Genomic DNA, 22,287 nt, shown 5'->3' with positions numbered 1-22,287 from the left:
GGCATGGGAGAGTCCTGTCAGCGGATTGCTGACAGGACTCTCCAATGCCGGAAGCAGTCACGGAACTTCCACATCGAGAGGATTGATCAAGGCACGGAGGGGGTCGACGCGGCGGCATCGACCCCTCTTCCCTGCCCTCCGGTTCAGTCCCGTTCGAGGCTGGACGGATCGGAGACGACCCACTCCGGGCCTCCGCCCGCGACTCTGGCGTACACGGCGTTCTCCACGACGAGACCGGTGTTCGGGTTCGTCCACTCGCCGATGAACTGGACGACGCCTCGGCGGCCCGCGTGCGGGTCGTGGATGGCGGTGCCCTCGCTGATCCAGCCCGGCACGGTCTGGCGCTGGCGGCTGCGACGTGGTGACGACACGGCTCTCTCCTTCGGTCAGTACGTGATGTCCGGCCCCGCCCGGGACGGTCTCGGTTCGGCGTTCGCCAACCGGGTTGCGGAATGGGCGGGGCGGGTGGAGCGGTCTAACCGCGCCGGCGGTCCGCGTGGTGGGTGGAGCCACCGTGCTCGCCGGTCTCAGGGTCCGGCGAGGTGACCGTGATGGTGACCTGGAACTCCGTCGTGCCTTCGCGTGGACCCGGGACTCGGGCCCAGGAGAGGGCGTGGATTTCCAGGCTGGGCGCCTTGGTGGCGAGGGCGGCGGCGGCCGCCAGCGCTGCTGCTGGGGTGTTGCCGGTGCACACCAGGGCGGTGTACGCGCTCACCTCGACGTCACTGACAAGGCTGTCGGTGAGGGCGAGGGCGCTGACAGCGCTCCGAGCCTCGTGGAGTGTGCGGACCAGGTCCCGTCCGAAGGAGGGCATGGTCGTGGCCGCGTGGAGCTCTACGTCCCCCTCGGGGACGGCTGGCCTCGTGGCGGGCAGGGGCGCGGCGGTGCGGTCGGTGGAAGTCATGTCCCGGACGGTAGGGGCGGTCCAGTCGCGGGAGTGCACGCAGAGTGCGTGCATCGTGCGGGGACATGGGTGGGCCCCCGGAGCAGGGGGTGGCTCCGGGGGCCCGGGAAGTACGCGGCCGGCAAGGAGGGTGCGCGGTCGCGTACGGGTCAGCTGGCCGGTGCGTGCTCGATCTGATCGGCCCGGATCGGCGGCAGGGCGTCCACGGCAAGCAGAGCGGTCCGCAGGGCGCCCGCATCAACGTAGTGGTCGGCGTCGACGCAGGGGCGGCTGAGCCAATGCGCGGCGTAGGTCCCGTACTCCCCGGCGGGAGTGAGGAGGTCACTGCCGCGAACCAGGACGCGGACGCCCTGGACGCCGGCGAGCATGTGGCCGGATCCGTTGGCCACGTAGGTGATGAGTTCCTGGCGGGAGTGGTCTGCGATCACCGGATAGCCGGCGTCGAGCGGCAGGGCGAGGACGTCGAGTGCGTCAAGCCCCCGCTGGAGCGGGGCGATGACGACGGCGTCCCAGGCGTATCCGCAGGGCTGCCACACCGCGGTGCCGTGCCGCAGGTGCGCGTAGGTCTCGGGGGTGAGGTTGAACCGGTCGGTCCAGGTGGGGCCGGTGGCCATGGGCGACTTGGTCATACGCGGACCGTAAGGGCGCTACAACAGAGGGTGTGCACGCAGAGTGCGTGCATCCTCGCCCGGTACGGGAGCAGCGGATGGCCAGTCGGAGCATCGGGCGCAACGTCGCCCACTGGAGAGCGCGGCGGCGTCTGTCGCAGACGGACTTCGGGGCGCTGATGGGCAAGAGCCTGCGCTGGGTCCAGGACCTCGAAGGCGGAGCGCGGCAGGCCGATCCCCGCCTGTCCGTCCTCGAATCCGCCGCCCACGTCCTGGGCGTGACGCTGGCCGACCTCCTCGCCGAGGCGCCGGCGTCGGCCCCGGCGGACACGGCGGAGATGGACCTCATCCGTTCCACGCTGCAGCGCCACGACGTCGTCACCGGGGCCTCCGACAGCGATCCGTCGAACCCGGTGGACGTCGAGACCCTGCGCCGGTCCGTCGTCCACGGCTGGACCGCATTCCAGTCCTCCGCCCACTTCTCCCGTGTCGGCCGACTGGTACCCGGTCTCCTCACCACCGCCACCCGGGCCGCCGCTCATCACAGGGGCGAGGAGCAGCTCGCCGCCTACCGGTCGCTCAGCATGGCCCTGCAGCTCGCCGAGGCGCTCGCCATCAAGGGCGGCGCCCCCGACATCGCGTCCCTCGCCGGACACCGCGCGGTCCTCGCGGCCGAGCGTTCCGGTGACCCGGTCGTCATGGCGAGCGCCGCCCGCCATCTGTCCGACGCGATGACGGCCGACGGACAGCCGCACGCCGCGGCGGCGTTCGCCGAAGCCGCCGCCGCCCGCCTGGGCCCCGACCTCGTCGACCGCGGCCCGGCCGGCCTGTCCACCTTGGGCATGCTCTGGCTCAAGGCGGCCATGGCACAGGCGACCGCAGCCCACCTGGACGACCGGCGGGCCGCCGCCGCGGCCCGGGCCGTCCCCGGCCTCCTGGACCAGGCCGACGAGCACGCCCAGCAGCTCGACGGCGTGGGCGGTGACGGCAACGCGCTGTTCACCGCGTTCTCGACGACGAACGTGTCGCTGTACCGGCTCGCCGCGCACGTCAAGCTCTACGAAGGCGCGGCCGGGATCTCCGTCGCCCTGGCCGTCACAGAGGACGAACGCGCAGCCCTGCCCCGCGAGCGCCGCGCCCACCTCCTGACCGACCTGGCCCACGCCTACACGCAGGCCGGCCGGCGCGAAGACGCCGTCGACACCCTCCTCGACGCCGAACGGGAAGCCCCCGAGGAAGTCCTCGCCCGCCCCCGGACACACCAACTCGTACGCGATCTGCGCCTCCTGGGGGCAGGCAGCGCGGAGGGCCGGTTGCGCGCGCTCGCCGAGCGCTGTGGACTGCCCGGGTGACCCAGACCCTGTACGTAATCTCATGCGCCGCCCCGCCCGCCCGGCACGTCACCACCGGCATCCAGGCCGCCCAGGCCCGCGGGTGGGACGTCGCCCTCGTCCTGACCCCCGCCGCACACCGCTGGTCCGTCGAAGAAGCCGGAGGGGAACGCGAGCTCGACGCCTGGCACGAGCTGACGGGCCACCCCGTCCGGCACGCCTACAAACTGCCCTCGCAGAGCGACGTCCTACCGAGCCCGGACGCCCTCCTCGTCGCACCCGTCACCCTGAACACCACAACGAAGTGGGCGGCAGGCCACGCCGACACGCTCGCCCTCGGACTGATCACCGAGGCTCTCGGCCTGCCGGACCTCCCCGTCGTCGCCCTGCCGTACATCAACGCCGCGCAGGCGCAGCACCCTGCCCTCGCGCCTGCCGTGGACACCCTGCGCAAGGCCGGAGTCGAGTACCTCCTGGACGACGGAACCGGACGCGGTTTCCGCCCCCACCAGCCCAAGCACGGCAACGTCGACGCGTACCCGTGGCAGTTGGCGCTCGACGCCCTCGACGCACTGCGGTCCGCCTGACCTCGCTCGCCTACGGCCCGGCGTGCCCAAGGCAAACACAAAAGGCCCCGGTTTCCACAGGATGTCCTGTGGAAACCGGGGCCTTTGTGATGCTGCGGATGTCAGCCCGCCCAGACGATGGTCAGCACCCGAAGGTGTTCGAGGGGGCGGTTGACCCAATAGACGACGGTGAGCGCACCGATCGACGCGCGCCGTACGTCTTCGCCCTCGGGGTCGGTGCGGTCCCACTGGGGCCAGGACCACGGCGAGCGGGAGGCGATGTCGAGGACGTCGCGGACCATCTCCTGGACGGTGGGGTCGAGCTCGGCGAGGGAGGCAAAAGCCTGCGGTGCCAGCCGGGCGGGCCAGGCATCACTCACCGGCGAACTCCGATGACGTGCTCCAGGGCGACGCTGTCGGTGTCCTCGAACCCTGAGGCGATGAGTGCGGCGACGGCGGGCGCGGTGTCGAGTCGGCCCTGCCATTCGCGTACGACCTCGTGCAGCGCGGTGAGGTCGTACGTCGCGCGGGACTCCTCCAGCGCGGCGGCCCAGTCGCGGTCGAAGGCAGGGAGCCAGCGGTCGGCGGCGTCTTGTGCGGCGATGCGGGTGCGGAGCTTCGCGGCCGCGGCCGGGGCGGGGGCCGGCGGAAGCTGGTGCGGGTGTACGGGCTGTGCGCTCATGCGGTGTTTCCCTTCCTCGTGTCGAGTCTGGCGCCCGGCTGGCGCCGGTCGAGGGTGCGAGCCCCGGACATGGCGCCGTCCACCACGATCACAGGCGGGCAGCAGCCCAGGCCGAAGTCCAGGTGACATCGGTTGGCTTCGACATCGGGACATCTCTTTCGGGCGAGTGGCCCAGGCTATCCGCGTCGGTGGCTCCTCCACACGCAGAAGAGCCCCCTGCCGCGCCCTCACAGTGAGGGCTTCAGGTCATGCTTTCTGCGATCGCAGAATTCAGGGCCATGCTGCCCGCGGGCGGCCAGGTCCCGGTGGTCCACGTGTAAGGGCATGTCACGCCTCGGCGGCAGCAGTCTCGCGGAAGTCACCAGACCGTATGACCGGCACCCGCAGCACTCAGCCCCCCATCCCGCCTTCGGGGGTGCCTGGGTGCTCGGGGTAGGCGACATCCAAGGCGTGCATGAGGGACATGTACCGGCCCAATTCCGCGGCCCAGTCAGGCTCGATCAGGTACTGGACCGTGTTGAGGGCGACGGCAGCCAAGCCAGGGGCCCCCTCCGGGGTGATGCCACCGACAACGGCCCACCGCTGCCACATCACATCCCCGGTCAGCCGGGCGAGGATCTCCGGCTCGCCCGAGGAGCGCCGCATCAGATCGTGAAGGGCGCCGGTCGCCAGCGTGCAGGTGTGCACGGCGCGGCACAGGTCCCGGTCGTCGGCCGTCTCGATGGTGCGCACCATGCCGGGGATGCCCTGAGACCACGGGGACTCCGCCAAGAGGTTGGTGCCGGTCAGTTCGGCTTGCCGGTGCTGCTCACCCAGGTTCTCGATCATCTCGGTGTGGTCCGGCATGGCCTTTGCGAGCGCTTCCAGTAGCTCCTCGATCCCGAGGTCGTTGGCGCCGCCGAGGAGCAGCCGGGCGCCGGGGTTCATCAGGGCTCGGTGGAAGACGTTCGGGAGGGCGTCGGGCGAGCGGGGCAGTTCGAGTCCGGCTTCGGCAGCGTGGGCGCGCAGAGTCTCGTCCAGGTCCCGCCGCGGCAATCGGCGGTTCTTCAGCATCTTCGCGGCGCCGGCCTGCCGGGCTTTGAACGCCCGGTCGGAGTTTCCGGTGGGGACCTTCTCGACGCCCGCCCGCGTCAGCGGCCGCTTCAGGTGCGCGACCAGGGCCGTCCGTAGCCGCCGAGCGTTTTCGGGGGTGGCGTCGGAGGCCCACAGGTGCCACCCGGTCCACCCGATCCCGCGACCCTGCCGCACGGTAAGCGCCACCATCTGGGCCCGGTGCAGAATGTGCGGCTGGACGGTGGGGGAGCCGGGCTCGAACCAGGTCGAGGACTTGGGAAGCCAGCCCTCCTGTTGCCAACGCTCCACCTGCGTCGTGCTGGACTTGTACCCGTGCTCCTTGAGGGCGCGGACCAGGGCAAGGTGGGCGGCGGTCGGCTTCTTGCGGGCCATGGTCAATTCCTCCGGTCCTGGCTGCCGATGGTCAGGACGGAGTACAGGGTGACCGCAGTTCCCACCGCACTCGCCCATGCCTCACTCTGCGCGGCTGCAACGGCGGCGGCCGCCACCAGGAGCAGCACGGACAGGCGCGGGCCGGCGCCTCCGCCGGGGGTGATGTTCACGTACGTGGTCCCTTTCGTAAGATCCTGCTGCCGGGTGTTCCCGGCAGTGCAGCTCGACCGCGTGGATCCGGGGCGGTGCCGCACCCCTAGGAGTTCACGACGTCTGTCGCGAAGTGCAGGAAACTTCGCGGGGTTGGCGTCCGTCACGGCGCTGCCGCTCCCCCATGTAGGCCTTTGACCAGGGGTGAAGCCGGTCAGGCCGAAGTGCTCCAGAAACGCAAAAAGGCCCCCGGGGCCGCCCCTCGATAGAGGCGGCCCCGGGGGCCTGGTCGTGCTGGTGGGTGGTCAGCTCTGGGGCGCGGGGCGGCTGATCACGGGGCGGTCGGCGTGGAGGTGGACCACGGTGGGGTCGAGGTCGGCGAGCAGGGTCCCGAGGGCGGAGGCCACGACGTACGAACGGTGCCGGCCTCCGACGCACCCCGCCGCGATGTGCAACGGCCCGACGGACGGCCCGCCGAGGAACGCTCGGGCCGCCTGGACGGTGGCGGCGATCAGGGCCGGGATCCCCGGGGTGCTGAGCACCGCCGTGATCACCTCCTGGTCCCGGCCGGTCAGTTCCCGCAGGGCGGGGTCCACGTGCGGATCGCGGAAGTGCTGCCGGAGGTCGAGGGTCAGGTGCGCGGCCGGGGCGACCCCGCCGGGCTGGTGGCCGTACCCGAACGACGTGATCGTGAGCGCGGGGCCGGTCTGGTCGGTGCTGGTCATCTGCTGCTCCTGGTCGTGGTCGAGGGCGGTCAGCGGCTGATGTTGATTCGGTCGATGTGGACCCCGGCGCCGCCACGGGAGCCCCACCGGCCGCCCTGCCCGCCGGTCCCAGTGACGTTGACCGTGACGGGCGCCGGGGCGGGCGCGGCCGTGGCCTGCTCCCTGGAGGCACGGGACAGGGCGCCGGTGAAGCGGAGGACGACCCACCCGACTGCGGCGGTCCCGAGGAACGCGGCCGCGCCGATCGCGAGTTCGGCGGCGGCGGCGAGGGCGGCGGGTCCGGCCATGGCGAGGGCTCCCCCGGTGCAGAGAGTCAGGGCGCAGATGCTCCCGACGAGGGTGACGGCGGTCCGCTCGAACGGCGTGAGGCCCCGGCGGGCGGGGGCGGCCTCGGGGGCGGCGGGCACGATGACCGGCGGCGCGGCCGGTACGTACGCGGCGACCCACGAGCCGTCATCGAGCTGGACGAGGGCGCGGCGCTCGGCGGCCGGGACGGGGAGCAGCACCGCGTGCTGCTCCCCGTACGGGCGCGGCTGGTGGACGAGGGGCGCGGCGGGGGCCGGGGCGGGCGCGGTGTAGCGGGCGGGCTGCTCGTGCATGCTGGGGTGCTCCTTCACGGGGCGGGTCAGCGGCGGGGGTCGGCGGCGGTGCCGGCCCCCGCCGTGCTGTCCGGGCTCGGGCGGCGGTCAGGTCCAGGGGGCGGCGTCGTAGCACTCGCGGACGTACGCGCGCAGCTCCTCGTGCGGCGCCTCGACGCCGGGGGGCGTCAGCCCGGCCGGGACGAGCCAGGGGTGCGCGCGGTCGAGGTCGGCGAGGAGCCGGAACGACTCCGCGGCCTGCGCCCGTGACGCCGCCTCGCCGAACATGCCGCCCGCCTCCACCCGGTCCGACTGGGCGGCGCGGCGCAGCAGGTAGGCGCGGAGGGCCTCGGGGTCGTTCTGCTCACCGGCAAGGGTCTGCGCCAGGAACCAGGAGGACAGGGTCAGGAGTTCGTGGGCCTCGATCAGGAGGTCGGGGGCGTAGCGGTAGACGCGTGCGGGGTCGAGGCGGGAGAGGTCGGACACGGGGTGCTCCTCGTGGGCGGGTTCGGGGTGGCGGGTGGTGGTCATCAGGACCGGCCGTCCTGCTGGCGGTCGATCTCGGCGCCGAGGCCGGCCGCGAGGTCGTCGGCGGCCGCGGCGATCCAGCGGCCGAGTTCGGCGGTGCGGGCGTACTGGGCGAGGCGCAGCTGATCGGGGGCGCTCGGCGCGGCCAGCTCGGGGGCGAGGGCGCCGAGTACCGCGATGACCGCGGCGAGGTCCAGGGCAGTGGCGTCGCCCGGGAAGGGGAGCGCGGCGCCGTCGGGGACGCGGTGGAGGTTGTGGCGGTCGTGGCTCACGGGCTGCTCCTGGTGGTCGTGCACGGGCGAGGGCGGGCCCGTGGTGCCGGGCCCGCCCTCGGGGTCGGGGTGCTGCGGTGTGCGGTGCGGTCAGCCGAGCGGGGCGTACACCCCGTGTTCGGGGTTGGAGATCAGCCCCTCTTCGACCGCCGCCGACAGGGCGTTGCGGACGGTCCCGGCGGCGATGTCGGGCAGGGCCTCGCGGATCTCCTTCGCGGTCATCTCGCCCGTGAGAACGGCCAGGATGCGGTCCTTCGCCGTGACCCGCTTCGGCTTCACCGCGGCCTGTGCGGCGGCCGTCTCGGCCTCGGTCACCGGGGCCGTCCAGTCGCCGTACAGGTCGAGCGCGTCCAGCGCCTCGACCTCGCAGGTGGTGAGGGTGAAGACGCCGCCGCCCTCGGGGAATAGGTCGTCCAGGTTGTGGCCGGTGCCGTCCTTCGGCAGGTGTGCGTAGAGGATGCGCATCATGCGCGGGGCGCTGCCGGTGAGGACGTGGCCCATGCCGGCGGTGGAGGCGCCGTGCGGGACCTCGGTGATGCCCTCCATGCGGTCCTCGATCGAGAGGCCGCCGCCGATGGCGATCGGGATGTCGGCCAGTTCGACGCCCTCGGGGAGCATGCCCTCCGTGGCCTGCCGGCCGGAGATCCCGGAGACGGTGCGCAGGACCACCCCGGTACCGGAACGGGTCTGCTCGCGCAGGGAGCGGTCCCCGCCGATCCGGGACAGGTCCAGGGTCTGGCCGCCGAACTTGACGGCCATGCCGTACTTGCGGCCGCGCTCGGCGATGGCCACGGCGTTGACGGCGATCTCCTGGCCCTCGTCGCTGTCGTCGCACAGCCCGTTGAACTCGTCCAGGTCGAGGACGAGGAGCGGGTACGGGCTGGCTGCCGAGAAGTCGTGGCCAACCTCGGCGTTGATCTCGCCGCGGATCGTCATCAGCGCGACGGCGGCGCGGGTGGCGCGGGCGGCGTAGAGGCGGCCCGAGCCCTGGCGGTCGATGTACTTCCCGGCGGCGGCCAGCTGCGCGTCCGGGTCGAGGGAGGCCAGCCAGGACACCCCGCCCGCGTTGGCGACGGCGGCCAGACCGAGGACGAACGCCACGGTCTTGCCGGAGCCGGTGACGCCGACGACGTACCCGTGGAGCGCGCCCAGCTTGGGGTCCCACAGCCGGGCGTAGACGTCGGTCCCGTCGTGGGCGGTGCCGATCACCCAGTACCCGTCAGCGTCCGGCGTGAGGAGTTCGCGGGTGGCGGGCCGGGTGCCGGTGAGCGGCGACGTCTCGTAGAGCGCCACGAGGGCTTTCGAGCCGCCGTCGGTCTCGGCGATCAGCCGCAGCTCGGCGGCCTTGACGCCGAACGCGCTGCACAGCTGCGCGTGGTTGATCGTGGCGACCTGCCCGGATGGGACCTCGGCGAGGATCATCACCCGGCCCGGGTGCTCCACCACCTTCGTGACGCGGCTCCCGGGGATCGCCCCGTCGTGGCCGCCGACCCGCTCGCGCCAGTGATCCTCGAAGGTCTGCCCGCCGCGGCGGTCGCTCGGGGTGATCGTCAGCCGCTTGCGGCCGGGGCCGCTCCCGGGGATTTCCTCCAGCCCCTGGACCGCGCTGGTGGGCACGTCGAACACGGCGGCGACGGCGTCCAGGTCGAGGCGCGGGACCGGAAGGCCGGCCGGGGCGACGACGACCGCGGTGAAGTCCTTCCGGCCGGGCACCAGCCGCTCGACGTTGACCAGCCGAGTCTGCTGCGCGGCCTGCGACGCCGCCCACTTCGCGGCCATCTCGGCCTCGAACCCGGCCGGGGCGGCCGGAGCAAGCTCGGTGCTGCTCGGCGTCCAGGAGGCGCGGGTGACGGGCAGCCACACGGCCATGAGCGCGCCCCACGCGACGGGAGCGGCGTACTCCCACCACCGGGCGCCGGGGGCAGCGAGGGCGGCCGCGTAGGCGGCGGCGCCGGTCAGCACGGGCAGGCCCCGCTGCGCGGCGACCAGGGCCGTGCGGAAGTCGGAGCGCGTGGCCCGGCGGTACAGCCACCAGGCGCAGCCGCCGCCGAGGACGGTCACGCTGGCGTTCACCCCGCCGTCGTCCAGCTGCGGGAGGGCGGCGAGGCACGCGGCGCCTACCCCGTAGGCGGTCCGCTCGATCTTCGCCTGGAGGGGGAGGCGGCTCATCATCAGGTCTCTCCTCGGGGGTGCTGTGCGGGGCGGTGGGGAAGGGGGCGGGGCCGTACCCGGTCGGTCGGGTACGGCCCCGCAGTCAGGGGTGAGGGCCGGTCAGGTCACGCGGTAGAACCCCGGCTTCGCCTGGATGACGGGCGAGGAGGTCGAGGCGGCGTTGATGCCGCCGTACTCCCTCCGGTGCTGGGTGACGACGTGCCCGGCGGCGGTGCCCATGGCATCCGTGACGGAGGCGATGCGGGCGCCTCCGCCGGCCACCCGGCCGAAGGCGCTGCTGACGTCCGCGATGCGGCCCGTGTGGCTGGCGGCGACCCCGGCCGCCCCGCACAGGTCCATCAGGGCCGACGCCGCGCGGGCGTTGCGGCTCATCCGGTTCTGGAGCAGCTTCGCGTGCTCCTGGAGCGCGTCGGCGGCGGCTTGGAGCTGGCGCAGCTTCGCGGCCACCCCGGTGAAGCTGTTCGCGGGTCCTTCGGTGTTCGCGGGTAGGCGTCCGGCGGGGACGAGTGCAGTCATGAGTGATCGGCCTCTCAGCTGTTGTGGATGCGGGCGGACGGGGTGAGCAGCCCGGCGTCCGTGGTGGCTTTCTGCACGGGCCGGTAGTGGCGGCCCATCAGGACCTCCTCGGCCTCCGCGGCCTCCGCGGCGGTCAGCGCGTCTTTCGCCGTCTGCTCGGAGGTCTCGATGAGCTGGAGGACGGTCTCCATCAGGGTCTGCATCGCCCTGGTGGTCTTGGGCCCCTTCACGTTGTGGTTCTGCGCGAGGTCGCCCGCCATGCCCTCCAGCAGGGACAGGAGACGGCGGGCCTGACGGGTCAGGCCGTCGGCGTCGTCGTGCGCGCCCATCCCCTCGTCCACGAGGTTGGACAGGGCGCCCAGGGCGCGGTCCAGGTTGATTTCCGTGGCGTGCTGCGAGGCCATCCCGCCGCCCCCGGAGGACGGGGCGGGGATGGTGGCGGGTGCGGAGCCCATGGCGAAGGGGCCTTTCGGTTTGGTGGTGGAGGGGCGGCGGCCGGCGGGCCGCTGCGGTGCGCGGGGCAGTCCCGGGCGGCCGGTGGTGACGGCCGCGGCGGGGGTGCGCTGCTGCGGGGTCGTCGGCGGGGCCGATTTGGCCGGGCCGCCGTCGGCCCGCTCTACCGTGATCACGACGGGCTCGGGGTCGTTCACGGGCGTGTCGAACGGTGAGGAGCGCCCGTACCATCCGGGATCCGGCCCGCCGGTCGGGGTCTGCTGCCATCCAGGCGGCGGCTGCTGCCCGCCGGGCGGAGGCGTGGACCCCGGCCCCGGCGGCGGACCAGGAGGCGGAGGAGGCGGGTTCTGCGGTCCCGGCCCGGGCGGCGCCCCGGGCGGCGGTGGAGGTGTCTGCTGCTGACCGGCGGTGGGCGGCTGTTGCGGACGAGGGGGCGTCTGCTGCCCGCCGGGCGGAGGTGTGGGCCCCGGCCCGGGCGGCGTGTTCTGCGTGCCCTGCTGCGCCTGCTGCGCCTGCTGCCGCTTCTTCCACCGGTCGCGGAGGGTGTCCCCGACCGCCTTCCAGAACGTCGTCCGCCCTGACTGTCCGCCCGCGCCGGTCCCGGCCGCGGCCGTACCGCCCGCGGTGCCCGGGGGCGTCGTGGTGTTGGCGCCCGCGGTGCCCGGCGGCGTCGGGGAGTTGCTCGGCCCGCCGGCTGGGGGCGTCGGCTTCGGCGGCTTGGGCGTCTGCGCTGACGTCCGCTTCGCCCGCCAGTCGCGGAGGGCCTGGCGGACCCTGCTGGGCAGAGTCTTGCGGCCCGTGCCCGTACTGCCGGTCCCGGCCGGGGCATTGCCCGTGCCGGAGGAGGAGCCGCCGTTGCCGGAGCCGCCGCCCGAGGATCCCTTGCCCGAGCCGCCCCCGGAGGAGCCGCCCTTACCCGAGCCGGTCTTGCCGGACGTCCCGCCCGCGCCCGGCCCAGTCCCGCCGCCGGACCCCTTGCCGGTTCCGCCCGAGCCGTTCTTGCCCGCGCCGCCCAGGGCGTTCTTGCCTCCGGGGCCGGGCGTACCGGAGCCGCCGGAGCCAGAGCCCTTGGGGCTGCCTGCTCCGCCCTTCCCGGCCGGGCTGGTGCCGGTGCTGCCCGAGCCGTTCTTGCCGGTGCCGCCAGGGGCGGGTGAAGTCGCCTTCCCGGCGCCCGGCTTGGGCCCGGCCCCCTTGGACCCGCCCACCCCGCCGGAGGGGCTGTGCGCCCCCGTGGCGCCCTTTCCCGGGCCCTTTGACCCCGAGCCCGGGCCGCCTCCCGTCCCGCCGGAGCCGCGCCCGGTGGCCTTCTTGCCGTACTCGTGGGTGGTGGGTACGGCGGCCTTCGCGCGGATGGTGTCGATGCCCGCCTCGGCCTTCGCGGCCTCGGCGTTGGCCTTCGCCGCCATCAGCTCCAGCTCCCGCTGATGCGCTTTCGCCTCCGCGCGGCGCGGGCCGGACTCCTGAAGCCAGGTCTGCACCCCGGCGAATGCCGCCATGGCGATGGCGAGGACGGCCGCCATGCTGAGCGCCCCTGTCCTCGGGGGCCCCGCGCCGTCGCCGCCGTCCTCGGCGTCGTCAACGCCCTCCGACCGGAAGGTGGCCGGCACCTCGGGGAGGGGCGGCGGCGTCACGACCGGAGGCAGGTCGAACGGTGAAATCCGGACAGGCGCCGGAGCAGGCGCGGACGGGGCGGCCGCAGGCCGGGCTGGGGCGGGGGGCGCGGGCGGCGCCACGGACGGCCCGGGGGGAAGCGGGGGCGGAGGCGGCGGGGGCGGGGCGCCTCCGGGCCTGCGGAAGTTCACGACGTTGCTGGTGTCATCGGCCATGCCAGGGGACTCCTGCGGGTGTTGACACACGGTGGCCGGGGCGGGCATCCTCGCGCGCTCGTGCGCTCACGCGCTCGTGCGCTCGCATAATGCGCGAGGCTGACCCGCTCCCGGGGCCGTGATGATGACGATTACGTGGTCACTTGCTGTAGCGGGCGCAGTAGTTGGAGAGGGTCAGCGCGAGGTCGTTCCACGCGGCGTCGCCGTCGCCCTGCTCGGCCTGTTCGCGGGCGATCTTGCGGGCCTGGTCCCACCAGAGTTCGGAGAGGCCGCTAGGTCGAGCGGCGGCCTGTTCCTGTCGGCGGGCTGCGTGCTGCTGCTGGTTGTAGGCGCGCTTCTGCGCCGCTGTCATGGGCTGGTTCAAGACACCTCCTCGGGGGTGCGGGTCGGACACCGTCAGGCGCCGCGCTGGTTCTTGAAGTAGTCGCCGAGGACCTTCGGGGCGCCGGCCTGCTCGTCGGTGGACTGGGCGGGGGCGAGGCGCTCCACGGCCCGCGCGGTGGCGGTGTTCAGCGCGGCGGCCGTGGCGCCCTTCCGCTCGGCCTTCCGCAGTGCCTTGTCCTGGCGGGCCTTGCCGACCGCCTCGGGGATGGTGGTCTCGTACGCGGTGACCACGCCGCCGATGGCGGAGGCGGCGTTGCGCATCGCGCGGGCCGCCTTCCGCAGGGGCTTGACCCGCTTGCGGGCCCGGATGACCGCCGACCACGGCATGTCGCCGTCCACGTCGCGGCCTTTCAGCTCGGCCTCGATGGCATCCGCCAGGGCGTCGTAGGTCTGGGCGTCGGTGAGCAGCGCGGCCCGGTGCTGCGCCTGCCACATTTCGCGCCGCAGGTGATCGGCGGCCAGGGCCTGGACACCCTGCGTGACCCGGGTGGCGATGTCTGTCATGGTTTGCTCCTTCACGGTGCTGGGCGGGAGGGGCGGGTCTGGAGGTCCCACAGCCGCACCGGCCGGGTAGGGCCGGGGCGGCAGTAGCAGCGCCAGACACGCCGGAGGGGGCGACCAGTTGGGTCGCCCCCTCCGGGGTGGTGGTGCGCGGTACGGTCGTGCAGCGGCCCGCCCCCGCTTCCTTCGGGGGCGGGCCGTCTGCGTCCTACGGGCGGTAGCCGGAGGCGAGCAGCTCGGCTGCCTCGCGCCGGTAGTCCGAGGCGGTCGACCCGGATACGCCGGTCGCCTCGGCGATGACCTCCAGGGGCAGGTCCTCCCAGACGCCGTTCGCGTCGGCAAGGATCATCCGGGCGGTCCGGCGGACGCTCCGCTCACGGGGCGTCAGGCGCGCGGCATCCTCCGCCTCGACGGCGGCGAGCTCGGTTTCGGCTGTGCGCTGCCGGGCTTGGGACGCGCGCTCGTCCGCTTCGGCCGCGTCGGCCGCAGCCTGCTTCAGGGCGGTCTCGGCGGCCGCCTTCCGGGCTGCCGCTTCGGCCGCGTCGCGCTCCACTACGAGCGCGTCTCGGGCGGCTTGGGACGCGGCCCGCTCAATGCCGGACGCACGCTCGGCCGCTTCGAGCGCGTCCGCGCGGGCCTGCTCCGCGTCGCGGTCGGCGGCGGCCTGGCGGGCCTTGGCTTCGGCTACGGCCGCCGACTCCAGCGCCTCCGTCTCCGCCCGCGCCGCACGCTCCGTTGCGGTCAGCGCGGCCTGCGCGGTCACCGCGGCCTGCTGTGTCGAGGATTCCACCTCGTGCTGTGCTACCTCCACCAGGCCCTCGGCGCGAAGCTGGTCGATCTCGGCCTGCGCCTTCCGGGCGGCCGCCCGGCCTGCGGCGGCGACCTTGGCGGCCTCCTGCGACTCCTGCAGCGCGGCCTCGCGTTCCTGCTGCTCCCGGGGCAGGGCCAGCGCCTCGTCGATGGTCAGGCCGTACGGCGCCATCGTCAGGGGGAGACGCAGGTCGGCCGGCGCCGTTCGCTTCCAGCGGCGTCCGTACTTCCGCTCCAGCAGGACCCGGTACACGGTGAGCGCCTGGTGCCGTTCCACGGCCGCCTCGTACGTCGGCAGGGCCCACAGCTTCATGCTGCGCCACAGGGCCAGCGTGGAGGCCGGAGCAAGGACCCAGCGGGCCGCTGGTACCCCGGCGCCCGCCTCGGCAGCCTGCGGGCGCACCACTCGGTCAATCGCAGTCTTGCCGATCTCCACCACGGTGATGAACAGCAGCGGGACCACCGCGTGCGCGAACGTCGCCACGTAGTCCGTGAGGGTCCAGGCGCCGGTCTGCGGGGCGGCGGAGGCGCCGTTGAGCACGATCGTGGCCCCGGTCAGGAGCCACACCGGGTAGCGGATCCAGCCGATAGGCCGGCGCAGCCACGCCATCAGGAGATCGATCGCGATCAGGACCAGGATCCCGACGTCGACTCCGAGGGTGAACAGCCTCGCCTTGCCCAGCGACTGGAACTTGAGCTCGTCGTAGGCGTACTCGGCGACGTGCTCGAAGCTGAGGTAGAGCCCCACGGCGGACAGGATCAGCGCGGCGGCGACGATCGTCCCGGCCGTGATCCGCTGCGCCCGGGTGAGCGATCCGACGAGAGCGCGGACCGCGCCCGGCGCGGCGGCCGGTGCGTCCGGAACGGCGGGGTGTGCGTCCGGAACGGCGGCGGCCGCGTCCGGCGTGCGGATCGGTGCGGCCGGTTCGGGCCGGGCCGGGGCCGCATCCAGCGGCATCACGGCGAGTGTCATTGGTCCCTCCCAGGGCGGTACAGGGGGATGCGGTCGGAGCGCCGGGCAGTGCGCCCGGCGTGGGGAGTGATGAGTCCAGAGCTGCGCTTCACGGGCACTGCTGGAGTACCAGCGGCTGGACGCGCCACACGACCTCGCAGGCCGGCGGGAACGCTGCGCCGGGAGCCTGGGCGGTCCACCCGTCGCGGGGTGCCCCCTCGGCCTCGGCGGCTGCCTCGGCCCCGTCGACGGTGGTGTGCACGCTGTGGAACCGGCCCCGGTGGAACAGGACATAGACGCGGTCCACGGCGGCGGCCTGCCTGCGCGCTGTGCGCAGCAGCGCCCGCAGCGCCACCCGGTCCTCGGCGTCGAGGAGGACCTGGGCCCGGGCCTCCTGCACCTCGGCGCGGAAGGCGTCGCGCTCGGCGCGGGCCTCGTCCCGCTCGGCGGTCGCCTGCCGAAGGATGGCGCGCATCCCCTCGAACTCCGCGTCGGCGTCGTGCTTCGCCTGGCGGAGCTGTTCCGCCAGGCACTCGGCGGTGCCCTCGGCGCGGATCGCGGAATCGTTGGCGGTCTCGGCTTCGAAGCGGGCCTGCGCGAGCTCGGCGCGGTCAGCGAGTAAAGCGGTCGTGCGGACGATGCGGTACACGGCGGGTCTCCTCGGTCAGGTGAACAGGTTGAGTTGGGCGGCGGCGAAGGCGGCCGCGGCGGCCGCCTCGCGGATCCGGCGGCCGGCCTGGTCCGCGTCGGCGGCGTGCGGGGCGCAGACGGCCGTCAGGTCCTCGGCGGGGAGGCGGACCGCCTCGACCAGCCGCACGGCCGGGTCGGCCGGGGTCAGGACGGTCGCGAGGTCCCAGCACCCGGCGGTGCGGCACAGGCGGCCGTCCCGCCGGGTGACCGCCCGGAACACGGGGTTCGCGTGCGCCGGGGCGGTCGAGGCGGGGTGAGGGGTCGTCACCGGGGGTCCGGGGCGGTGGCGTGCCACCGGTCGAACCCCTCCACCTGAGTGCGGATCCACAGCTGAGGGCCGCCGATGAGCTCCTCGGCCCACGTCAGCGCTGCCTGCACGTCCCGGTCGAAGTCCTCCGGGTGGAACTCGTCGTGCGTGGCGTAGTGGTCGCCTTCCAGCTCCCACCCCCACACGTCGACGTCGATGTGGCAGGCCGTGATGGTCCAGCGCGGCACGGGCGGTTCCTCTGGGGTGTCGGTCGGGGCGGGCGGGCCGGTCAGGGCGGGCCGAACCGTCGGCCGGCCGCCCGGGGTCCACCGGGGCGCCGTGTCCTGCTCGGGTTTGTCGCCGAGACGGGCGGCGGCGCACGTGGCGGTCAGGCCCACGGCGGTGAGCAGCGCGGCCGTCCCATCGAAGGGGTCACCGGCGAGGAACGCCCACCCGGCGATCACACCGACGAACGCGGCGGTGACGGGGGAGGTGAGCGTGCCGGTGACGGCGTCCTCGGTGCGGGCGGTCGCCGTGTGGATGCCGGCCCGGATGCGGTCCAGGTTCATGGGGTGTCTCCCGGGTGCAGGCCGGCCCGGGACCGTCGCGGTGACGGTCCCGGGCTGGGGGTGTTAGGTCAGGGGGAGAGTTGGCGGCGGGTCACTTCCCGGACCGGACGCGGCGCAGCGCCTCGTCCATGTCGGCGTCGGAGTCGGTGGGGGCCAGGGCGAGCGTGGTCTGGTTCATGGCGTTGTCCTCCGGTGATGTCGGTAGAGACGTGCGGGAACAACCCCGTTCGGCGGCGTCGGTAGCGCCTCCGGTGGGGGCCGGCTGCTGTGCAGAGGTCAGGCGGCGAGCGCGACGGCCGGCACCGGCACGGCCAGGGCCCGGTAGGTCACCACCGCGTCCAGATGCGGGTGCTCGGGCGCCTCGGCAGCGGCCTGGTGCTCGGTGGCGACGTCGGCGGCGAGGGCCCACGGGTCGATGGGGGCGGCGGCCCAGACCTCGGCGGCCACGGCATCGACCTGGTCCCACAGGGCCGCCCGCAGGTCCGTCCCGGACGGGTGCGGGGCACCGGTCCTCATGAACCCGGCGAGTCGGGCCAGGACCGCCGAACGGAACTCCCGAGCCCTGGCCCGCAGGGTGGTCGGGGTTTCGGCGTCCAGGTGGCCACCCAGGACGGTCATCAGGGAACGGCGCCACGCCCCGAACTGCCGGGCGGCGCGGGTCGCCAGACGCTCCAGGCCCGCCAGCACCTGGGGGAGCGCCCGCAGGTAGCGGGTCATCTGCCGCTCGGCGCCGGACACCAGCAGTACGCGGGTCTCCTCGCGTCCCTCGGGGCGGCCGTCGGCCAGCATCCGGCGCGGCGTCGAAACGGCCAGCCCGAACAGGGACGCCACCTCGGCGGCGATGCCCTTGTGCTCGGCGGCCCGCCAGGCCCGGCGGGCGGGGAACGTCAGGCGGGCCTCGGTCCGGCCGCCGGCCGTGAACGGGCGAACGGTGACGTACCCGGTGGCGGTCGGCTCCACCGGGGCGGTGTCGCCCTCAATCTCGTGCTCCACGACGTCCAGGTGGCGGGCCGTCCAGTGCAGGCCCGGCGCGGTCGTCTCCGCCACGTACTGCTCACGCCACGCGGCGGCGTCGAACTCCTCGTCGGTATCGTTCATGTCGTGCGCTCCTTCCGGTGATGTCGGTAGGGGATGTGCTGAGACGGCCCCTCCGGGTACAGGCGTCGGTAGCGCCTCCGGTGGGGCCGTCTGCTGTTCAGAGGGTCAGGCGCCGCGGTGCTGCGGGCACTGGCACGGCGGGTACTGCAGCGTGTACATGGGCACCGGCACCTCCCCTGTGCGGACCTCCACGTGCGGCCCGTACGTGCGGCCTCCGTCCCGACTCACCCGCATCGTCATCCGAGGCGGTTCGTCGGCAGCCTTCAAGGCCGGCAGATTCTGGCGGGCGCAGTCGTTCACAGTGACCTCCTGGTACATGCGCTGACGTGCGTAGACCCCGGCGGCGTCGGTAGCGCCGTGCGGAGCCGGCAGTGCTGGTGTGCTGCGTGCCCCGTACCGGAATCGAACCGGCCGTGACCTGCGCGGATTGGACGCGTCAGGACCCGCTCCCTGCGGGGCTCCACCCCGTTCCGCCGGGACGCCGACGGCTGTAGGTGGGGTGTACCTCCCGGGTCGACAAGGCCGGGCCGCTCGCCCCGCTCTGTCCCGGGACCCTTCGACTCCCCGCTGCGAACAGCGGAAATCGCTCGGTAGCCGGTTCGCCGTGGTGCGTGGCTCCCCAGCTACCCCTTAAGTAGAGCACTACACTTAAGTAAGGTCAAGCACTACACTTCACGCATCAGCCCTGAGATCAGGAGGACGTGATGGCAGGCAGGAGGAAGGGCCGGGAGGGCGGGTACGAGCAGATCGCCGCCCACTTCCGCGCTCTGATCAGCAGCGAGGAACTGGGGCCCGGGGACCCCCTGCCGTCGATGCGTTTGGTGTGCGAACAGTTCGGGGCGACGATCACGACGGTGAACCGGGCCTATCGGCTGCTGCAGGAGGAGGGGCTGACGACGTCCAAGCCGGGCGTGGGTACGGTCGTCCGAAGCCGGGGCCGTGTCCGGATCCCATTCAGCGTCTATGAGGCAGCCATGTCCCCCGGGGACAAGGGACCGTGGGAACGGGCGACCGCCGCACAAGGCCTCGACGGGCGCATGGCGGTCCAGCCGCCGGAGCAGACCACCGCGCCGGCCGACATCGCGCAGGCCCTCGGGGTCGAGCCCGGCGCCCCCGCCATCCTCCGGCGCCGCCGCGCCATGATCGGGGATGAGGTGATCCAGATTCAGGAGTCGTGGTACCCGCTCGACGTCGCGCGGGCCGCTGGCCTCGACGCTCCCGGGAAGATCGTCGGCGGCATCTTGGCCGCGATGGCCGCGGCTGGCCTCCTGCCGAATGAAGCGGATCACCGGGTGACCGCGTGGGTACCGACCGCGGAACAGGCTGCGGAGCTGGCGCTCGGCAGCCGGGTGTCCGTCCTGGTGGTCGAACGGATCACGCGTGATGAGCACGGCCGGGTCCTGGAGGTCGCGCGCATCACTGGGGCTGCCGACCGCATGGAGCTGGTCTATGAGCGTCTGCCGTTGGCCGGGCGGGGCTCGTGAAGTGACCGGCGCGGGACAAGGCGGCGCGCGAACGGGTGAATCATCGGACGCGCCTCGCTAATCCCTCCTTAGATCACCCGTACCTGTGGTACGAATGCATCACAGGTAGAGATCACATCTAACGGAGGGTTCGACCATGCCGCACCCGAAGTACGCGCCGCACCCGGTGGAGGCGCAGGTCAGGGCCTGCATCGCCGCCGTGCTGAACATGACTGGCGAGACGTACACCAGCCTCGGCGAGCTGCTGAAGGTCACGGACGTGATGATCGGACGGCGCCAGCGCGGTCTGGCCCCATGGTCGATGGCCGACCTCGGCAGACTGGCTGATCACTGGGGTATGTCCCCCTGGCACCTGGTAGCCGGCCCCAGCGAGGCACTGGCCGAGCTGACTCCCGCCCGGGTAGATGAGCTGCGGGCAGCCCGCGGCCTCCGCCTGCTCAGCGTCGCTCGTTGAGCTTGCCCCGCCGCAAGGCGCAGCTGGAGGCTCAGCAACCAATGCGCGTGTTCCGGCGTTGAGGTCCGGTACACGAAGAGGAACAGGTGAACGCGTGACGTCAGCGATCTCTCACTAGCTGGCCCACGTAAAAGGCCCCGTCGTAGACGGGGCCAGTACGGACCGAAGGGGCTCTCACACCCGGACGGTCGAGGCTCTCCATGCAGCTGGAGGACGCTCACTATGAGCGTACGCAAGTCTGTCGGGCTGAACCAGTCCGACTCATCATCCGTCAAGGTCATTCCGGCACAATTTGACCGAATCAGCCGAGGTTTCTCCGACGAAATCGCTGTCCCGTCCGGTGCCGAATCCGGCGCTTACGGGGGTGTCCGCTTTGACGGATACACCGCGGTCATGACGAACATGCCCCTGCTCACACTCGCCGTTCCCGCTGGCACCAGTCCGGCCGTGGGGGTAGCACGATGAGCAACGAAGCGCAGACGTACGTGGCCACCCTCGCCATCGGCAACATCACAGCCAAGTTCGTGCTCAGCCGCCTGGCGGACCGCGCGGACGAGCGGTTCTCCTGCTTCCCGTCGGTGCCGCTCCTGGCGGCCGAGGCCGAGAAATCCGAGCGGGTCGTCCAGCGGGCCCTCGCGCACCTCCGGGGGCTGAAGGTGCTCTCCGACAAGGAGCGCACCCGGCCGGACGGCTCGACGGCGTCCAGCCGGTACTTCCTGCACGGCCCGTGGGACCGGTACGGCGGCACCGGCGTGCCCTTCCCCACGATCACGACGCCGAAGCAGAAGCGTTCCGAGGCGTGGGCGGAGCCGCCCATCGAGGGCGAGTTCCGTCCGGGCACCGCGGCCGCCGAGGCTCTGGGCACCCCTAAGAAGAACCCGGAGGTTCCGCCGGCCCCCGAGCCCGAGCCCTACGAGGGTGAGGACGGGCAGGAGGCCGCCGACGACACCGGCCCCGTTCGCCCGGACACGGAGCCCGAGACGCCGTCGGCCCCCGCGGCGAAGGCCACGAAGAAGGCTGTGGCGAAGAAGGCTCCCTCGAAGAACACGGGCAAGGAGCAGGTCCGGATGACCAGGGAGCAGGCCGCCGCCGTGGCGACGGTGGAGGCCGCCTGGCCCACCGAGCTCGCCCAGCTGCTGCCGAAGTACCGCCCGGGCGCGATCCGGGACGCAATCCTCGCCGCGCTCGACGACGGCCGTACAGCAAACCAGCTCGCCGCGCGGGTGCAGCGCCGCTGGTACGCCCACGGCTACATGAAGGACCTGCTGCCCGGCGGCAAGGGCATCGCCACGCCGGTCGGGGTCGCGGTCCGCCTGGTCGGCCCGTCGACCGAGTGCCCGGACCCGATGTGCGAGGACCGCGTCCTCATCCACACCGACGACGCCTGCCCGAAGTGCGAGCAGCGGGGCATCGACCGCCGGGCCGACCACCGGGCGGGCCACGTTCCTGGGCCTCGCGGGGAACGAGCGCCGGGCCCCGTGTGGTGGACGTGCGGGAACGAGGCGTGCCAGCAACCGGGCAAGGGCGAACGGCCGGCGGACGGGATGTGCGACACCTGCCGGGAGGAGATGCTCGCCGCAACGGAGCAGCTCGCCGCCAAGCTCGCCGCCGAGGAAGACGAGCGGCGCCGCTTCGCGGAACAGCTCGCCTGGAACGGCATGCTGGAGGACGCGTACTACGAGCACCAGGCGCGCGAGGGCCAGGCCGCCGAGACCCAGGCGGCCGCCGAACGCGAGCGTAAGCGGATCGCTGACGCCCAGGAGAACGAACGGCTCCGCGAGGAGATCCGGCGCCAGCACCCCGAGCTCGCGCAGTACGCCCAGGCATGAGGACGGGCGCCTCGCGCCCCTGACCCCGAGCAGCACGAAGGCCCTGGCGGTGACATGACCGCCGGGGCCTTCGTGCTGCCCGGAGGCGATGTCAGCGCCAGCGGAGCCCGAACGGGGTCACATATGGACGGTCTGAGGGTTCCTCGCTGCTGTCGTACTCATGGCGGGCAGGCCTGGCGGGCCGGGGGCGGGGAGGTCGCGACGGCGCGCGGAGCAGGTACCGCGGACTCCCGGGGCCGCCTCTCCCGGCACTTTCGGGCTCTGGAACGGGATCGTCGCCGATTCATCGTTAACTCGGCCGTTTCCGCAGGTCAGCTTAGGGGTGACGTGTGCGACGCCCCCGGGGTCCGGAAAGACCCTCATCGTTAACTCGACTGTTTCCGCAGGTCAGTACGGGGTGACGTACACGTCACCCCCCCCGGGGGGGGGGAGGTGGAACCCCCCCCCCGCCCGGACCAGAACCCCGAAAAAAAGCAAAAGAAAAAAAAGAAACACCACCGCACGGACAAAAA

Annotated in this window: 26 protein-coding genes; 5 read left to right on the top strand and 21 right to left on the bottom strand. The window is 73.2% G+C overall.

Features of this window, described 5'->3' with window-relative positions; translation table 11 throughout:
- Window positions 1-143 precede the first annotated feature (143 nt).
- From ACWGE1_RS09410 to ACWGE1_RS09400, 3 genes are all read right to left on the bottom strand, one after another.
- Window positions 144-371 (bottom strand): hypothetical protein, encoded by a 228-nt coding sequence (locus tag ACWGE1_RS09410; protein ID WP_453419927.1) that lies wholly within the window; start codon window positions 369-371, stop codon window positions 144-146.
- Between the two features lie 104 nt (window positions 372-475).
- Window positions 476-904, bottom strand: coding sequence for a hypothetical protein (locus ACWGE1_RS09405; RefSeq protein WP_453419926.1), 429 nt, complete (start codon window positions 902-904; stop codon window positions 476-478).
- A 149-nt stretch (window positions 905-1,053) separates the two neighbouring features.
- Window positions 1,054-1,533, bottom strand: coding sequence for a hypothetical protein (locus tag ACWGE1_RS09400; protein WP_453419925.1), 480 nt, complete (start codon window positions 1,531-1,533; stop codon window positions 1,054-1,056).
- Window positions 1,534-1,610: 77 nt separating this feature from the next.
- Between ACWGE1_RS09400 and ACWGE1_RS09395 the strand changes: the two genes are divergently transcribed.
- Both ACWGE1_RS09395 and ACWGE1_RS09390 read left to right on the top strand, forming a co-directional pair.
- Window positions 1,611-2,864: a helix-turn-helix domain-containing protein gene (locus ACWGE1_RS09395; protein WP_453419924.1), complete on the top strand. Its 1,254-nt coding sequence runs from the start codon at window positions 1,611-1,613 to the stop codon at window positions 2,862-2,864.
- Window positions 2,861-3,430: a flavoprotein gene (locus ACWGE1_RS09390; RefSeq protein WP_453419923.1), complete on the top strand. Its 570-nt coding sequence runs from the start codon at window positions 2,861-2,863 to the stop codon at window positions 3,428-3,430. Before ACWGE1_RS09395 ends, ACWGE1_RS09390 begins: the two co-directional genes overlap by 4 nt.
- 101 nt (window positions 3,431-3,531) lie before the next feature.
- Here ACWGE1_RS09390 and ACWGE1_RS09385 read toward each other — a convergent pair whose 3' ends face one another.
- The 18 genes from ACWGE1_RS09385 to ACWGE1_RS09300 form a co-directional block, all read right to left on the bottom strand.
- Window positions 3,532-3,789: a hypothetical protein gene (locus ACWGE1_RS09385; protein ID WP_453419922.1), complete on the bottom strand. Its 258-nt coding sequence runs from the start codon at window positions 3,787-3,789 to the stop codon at window positions 3,532-3,534.
- Window positions 3,786-4,091, bottom strand: coding sequence for a DUF6247 family protein (locus ACWGE1_RS09380; RefSeq protein ID WP_453419921.1), 306 nt, complete (start codon window positions 4,089-4,091; stop codon window positions 3,786-3,788). Before ACWGE1_RS09380 ends, ACWGE1_RS09385 begins: the two co-directional genes overlap by 4 nt.
- 390 nt (window positions 4,092-4,481) lie before the next feature.
- Entirely contained in the window at window positions 4,482-5,537 is a 1,056-nt protein-coding gene (locus tag ACWGE1_RS09375; protein WP_453419920.1) for a hypothetical protein, read from the bottom strand.
- 2 nt (window positions 5,538-5,539) lie between these two features.
- Window positions 5,540-5,707, bottom strand: a complete 168-nt coding sequence (locus tag ACWGE1_RS09370; RefSeq protein ID WP_399492489.1) for a hypothetical protein — start codon at window positions 5,705-5,707, stop codon at window positions 5,540-5,542.
- A gap of 285 nt (window positions 5,708-5,992) precedes the next feature.
- Complete coding sequence (locus ACWGE1_RS09365) at window positions 5,993-6,412, bottom strand: RapZ C-terminal domain-containing protein (RefSeq protein ID WP_453419919.1); 420 nt, start codon at window positions 6,410-6,412, stop codon at window positions 5,993-5,995.
- 29 nt (window positions 6,413-6,441) lie between these two features.
- The gene (locus tag ACWGE1_RS09360; RefSeq protein WP_453419918.1) at window positions 6,442-7,011 is read right to left on the bottom strand and encodes a hypothetical protein; all 570 of its coding nucleotides are present in this window, start codon (window positions 7,009-7,011) and stop codon (window positions 6,442-6,444) included.
- Window positions 7,012-7,098: 87 nt separating this feature from the next.
- Window positions 7,099-7,521 carry a hypothetical protein gene (locus ACWGE1_RS09355; protein WP_453419917.1) on the bottom strand — a complete coding sequence of 141 codons (423 nt, stop codon included), beginning with the start codon at window positions 7,519-7,521 and terminating at the stop codon, window positions 7,099-7,101.
- On the bottom strand, window positions 7,521-7,790 hold the full coding sequence (locus ACWGE1_RS09350; RefSeq protein ID WP_453419916.1) for a hypothetical protein: 270 nt from the start codon (window positions 7,788-7,790) through the stop codon (window positions 7,521-7,523). Before ACWGE1_RS09350 ends, ACWGE1_RS09355 begins: the two co-directional genes overlap by 1 nt.
- Window positions 7,791-7,880: 90 nt before the next feature.
- Window positions 7,881-9,962 (bottom strand): hypothetical protein, encoded by a 2,082-nt coding sequence (locus tag ACWGE1_RS09345; RefSeq protein WP_453419915.1) that lies wholly within the window; start codon window positions 9,960-9,962, stop codon window positions 7,881-7,883.
- Window positions 9,963-10,061: 99 nt separating this feature from the next.
- Window positions 10,062-10,478 (bottom strand): hypothetical protein, encoded by a 417-nt coding sequence (locus ACWGE1_RS09340; RefSeq protein WP_453419914.1) that lies wholly within the window; start codon window positions 10,476-10,478, stop codon window positions 10,062-10,064.
- A 14-nt stretch (window positions 10,479-10,492) separates the two neighbouring features.
- Window positions 10,493-12,562 carry a hypothetical protein gene (locus tag ACWGE1_RS09335; protein WP_453419913.1) on the bottom strand — a complete coding sequence of 690 codons (2,070 nt, stop codon included), beginning with the start codon at window positions 12,560-12,562 and terminating at the stop codon, window positions 10,493-10,495.
- A 334-nt stretch (window positions 12,563-12,896) separates the two neighbouring features.
- Complete coding sequence (locus ACWGE1_RS09330) at window positions 12,897-13,121, bottom strand: hypothetical protein (protein WP_453419912.1); 225 nt, start codon at window positions 13,119-13,121, stop codon at window positions 12,897-12,899.
- A 32-nt stretch (window positions 13,122-13,153) separates the two neighbouring features.
- A complete protein-coding gene (locus tag ACWGE1_RS09325) occupies window positions 13,154-13,645 on the bottom strand; it encodes a hypothetical protein (protein WP_453419911.1) in 492 nt (163 codons plus the stop codon).
- 205 nt (window positions 13,646-13,850) lie between these two features.
- A complete protein-coding gene (locus tag ACWGE1_RS09320; protein ID WP_453419910.1) occupies window positions 13,851-15,425 on the bottom strand; it encodes a DUF2637 domain-containing protein in 1,575 nt (524 codons plus the stop codon).
- Window positions 15,426-15,513: 88 nt separating this feature from the next.
- Entirely contained in the window at window positions 15,514-16,053 is a 540-nt protein-coding gene (locus ACWGE1_RS09315) for a hypothetical protein (RefSeq protein ID WP_453419909.1), read from the bottom strand.
- Between the two features lie 15 nt (window positions 16,054-16,068).
- Window positions 16,069-16,362 (bottom strand): hypothetical protein, encoded by a 294-nt coding sequence (locus tag ACWGE1_RS09310; RefSeq protein ID WP_453419908.1) that lies wholly within the window; start codon window positions 16,360-16,362, stop codon window positions 16,069-16,071.
- Window positions 16,359-16,910 (bottom strand): hypothetical protein, encoded by a 552-nt coding sequence (locus tag ACWGE1_RS09305; RefSeq protein WP_453419907.1) that lies wholly within the window; start codon window positions 16,908-16,910, stop codon window positions 16,359-16,361. Before ACWGE1_RS09305 ends, ACWGE1_RS09310 begins: the two co-directional genes overlap by 4 nt.
- 276 nt (window positions 16,911-17,186) lie before the next feature.
- The gene (locus tag ACWGE1_RS09300; RefSeq protein ID WP_453419906.1) at window positions 17,187-18,008 is read right to left on the bottom strand and encodes a hypothetical protein; all 822 of its coding nucleotides are present in this window, start codon (window positions 18,006-18,008) and stop codon (window positions 17,187-17,189) included.
- 704 nt (window positions 18,009-18,712) lie between these two features.
- Here ACWGE1_RS09300 and ACWGE1_RS09295 point away from each other — a divergent pair.
- The 3 genes from ACWGE1_RS09295 (at window position 18,713) to ACWGE1_RS09285 (ending at window position 21,775) form a co-directional block, all read left to right on the top strand.
- Entirely contained in the window at window positions 18,713-19,492 is a 780-nt protein-coding gene (locus tag ACWGE1_RS09295; protein WP_453419905.1) for a GntR family transcriptional regulator, read from the top strand.
- 136 nt (window positions 19,493-19,628) lie between these two features.
- On the top strand, window positions 19,629-19,946 hold the full coding sequence (locus ACWGE1_RS09290) for an XRE family transcriptional regulator (protein ID WP_453419904.1): 318 nt from the start codon (window positions 19,629-19,631) through the stop codon (window positions 19,944-19,946).
- 461 nt (window positions 19,947-20,407) lie between these two features.
- Window positions 20,408-21,775 carry a helix-turn-helix domain-containing protein gene (locus ACWGE1_RS09285; RefSeq protein ID WP_453419903.1) on the top strand — a complete coding sequence of 456 codons (1,368 nt, stop codon included), beginning with the start codon at window positions 20,408-20,410 and terminating at the stop codon, window positions 21,773-21,775.
- Window positions 21,776-22,287 lie beyond the last annotated feature (512 nt).

It is taken from the genome of Streptomyces sp. NPDC054932 (assembly GCF_053610205.1).
This window is presented reverse-complemented; position numbering and strand designations above follow the sequence as displayed.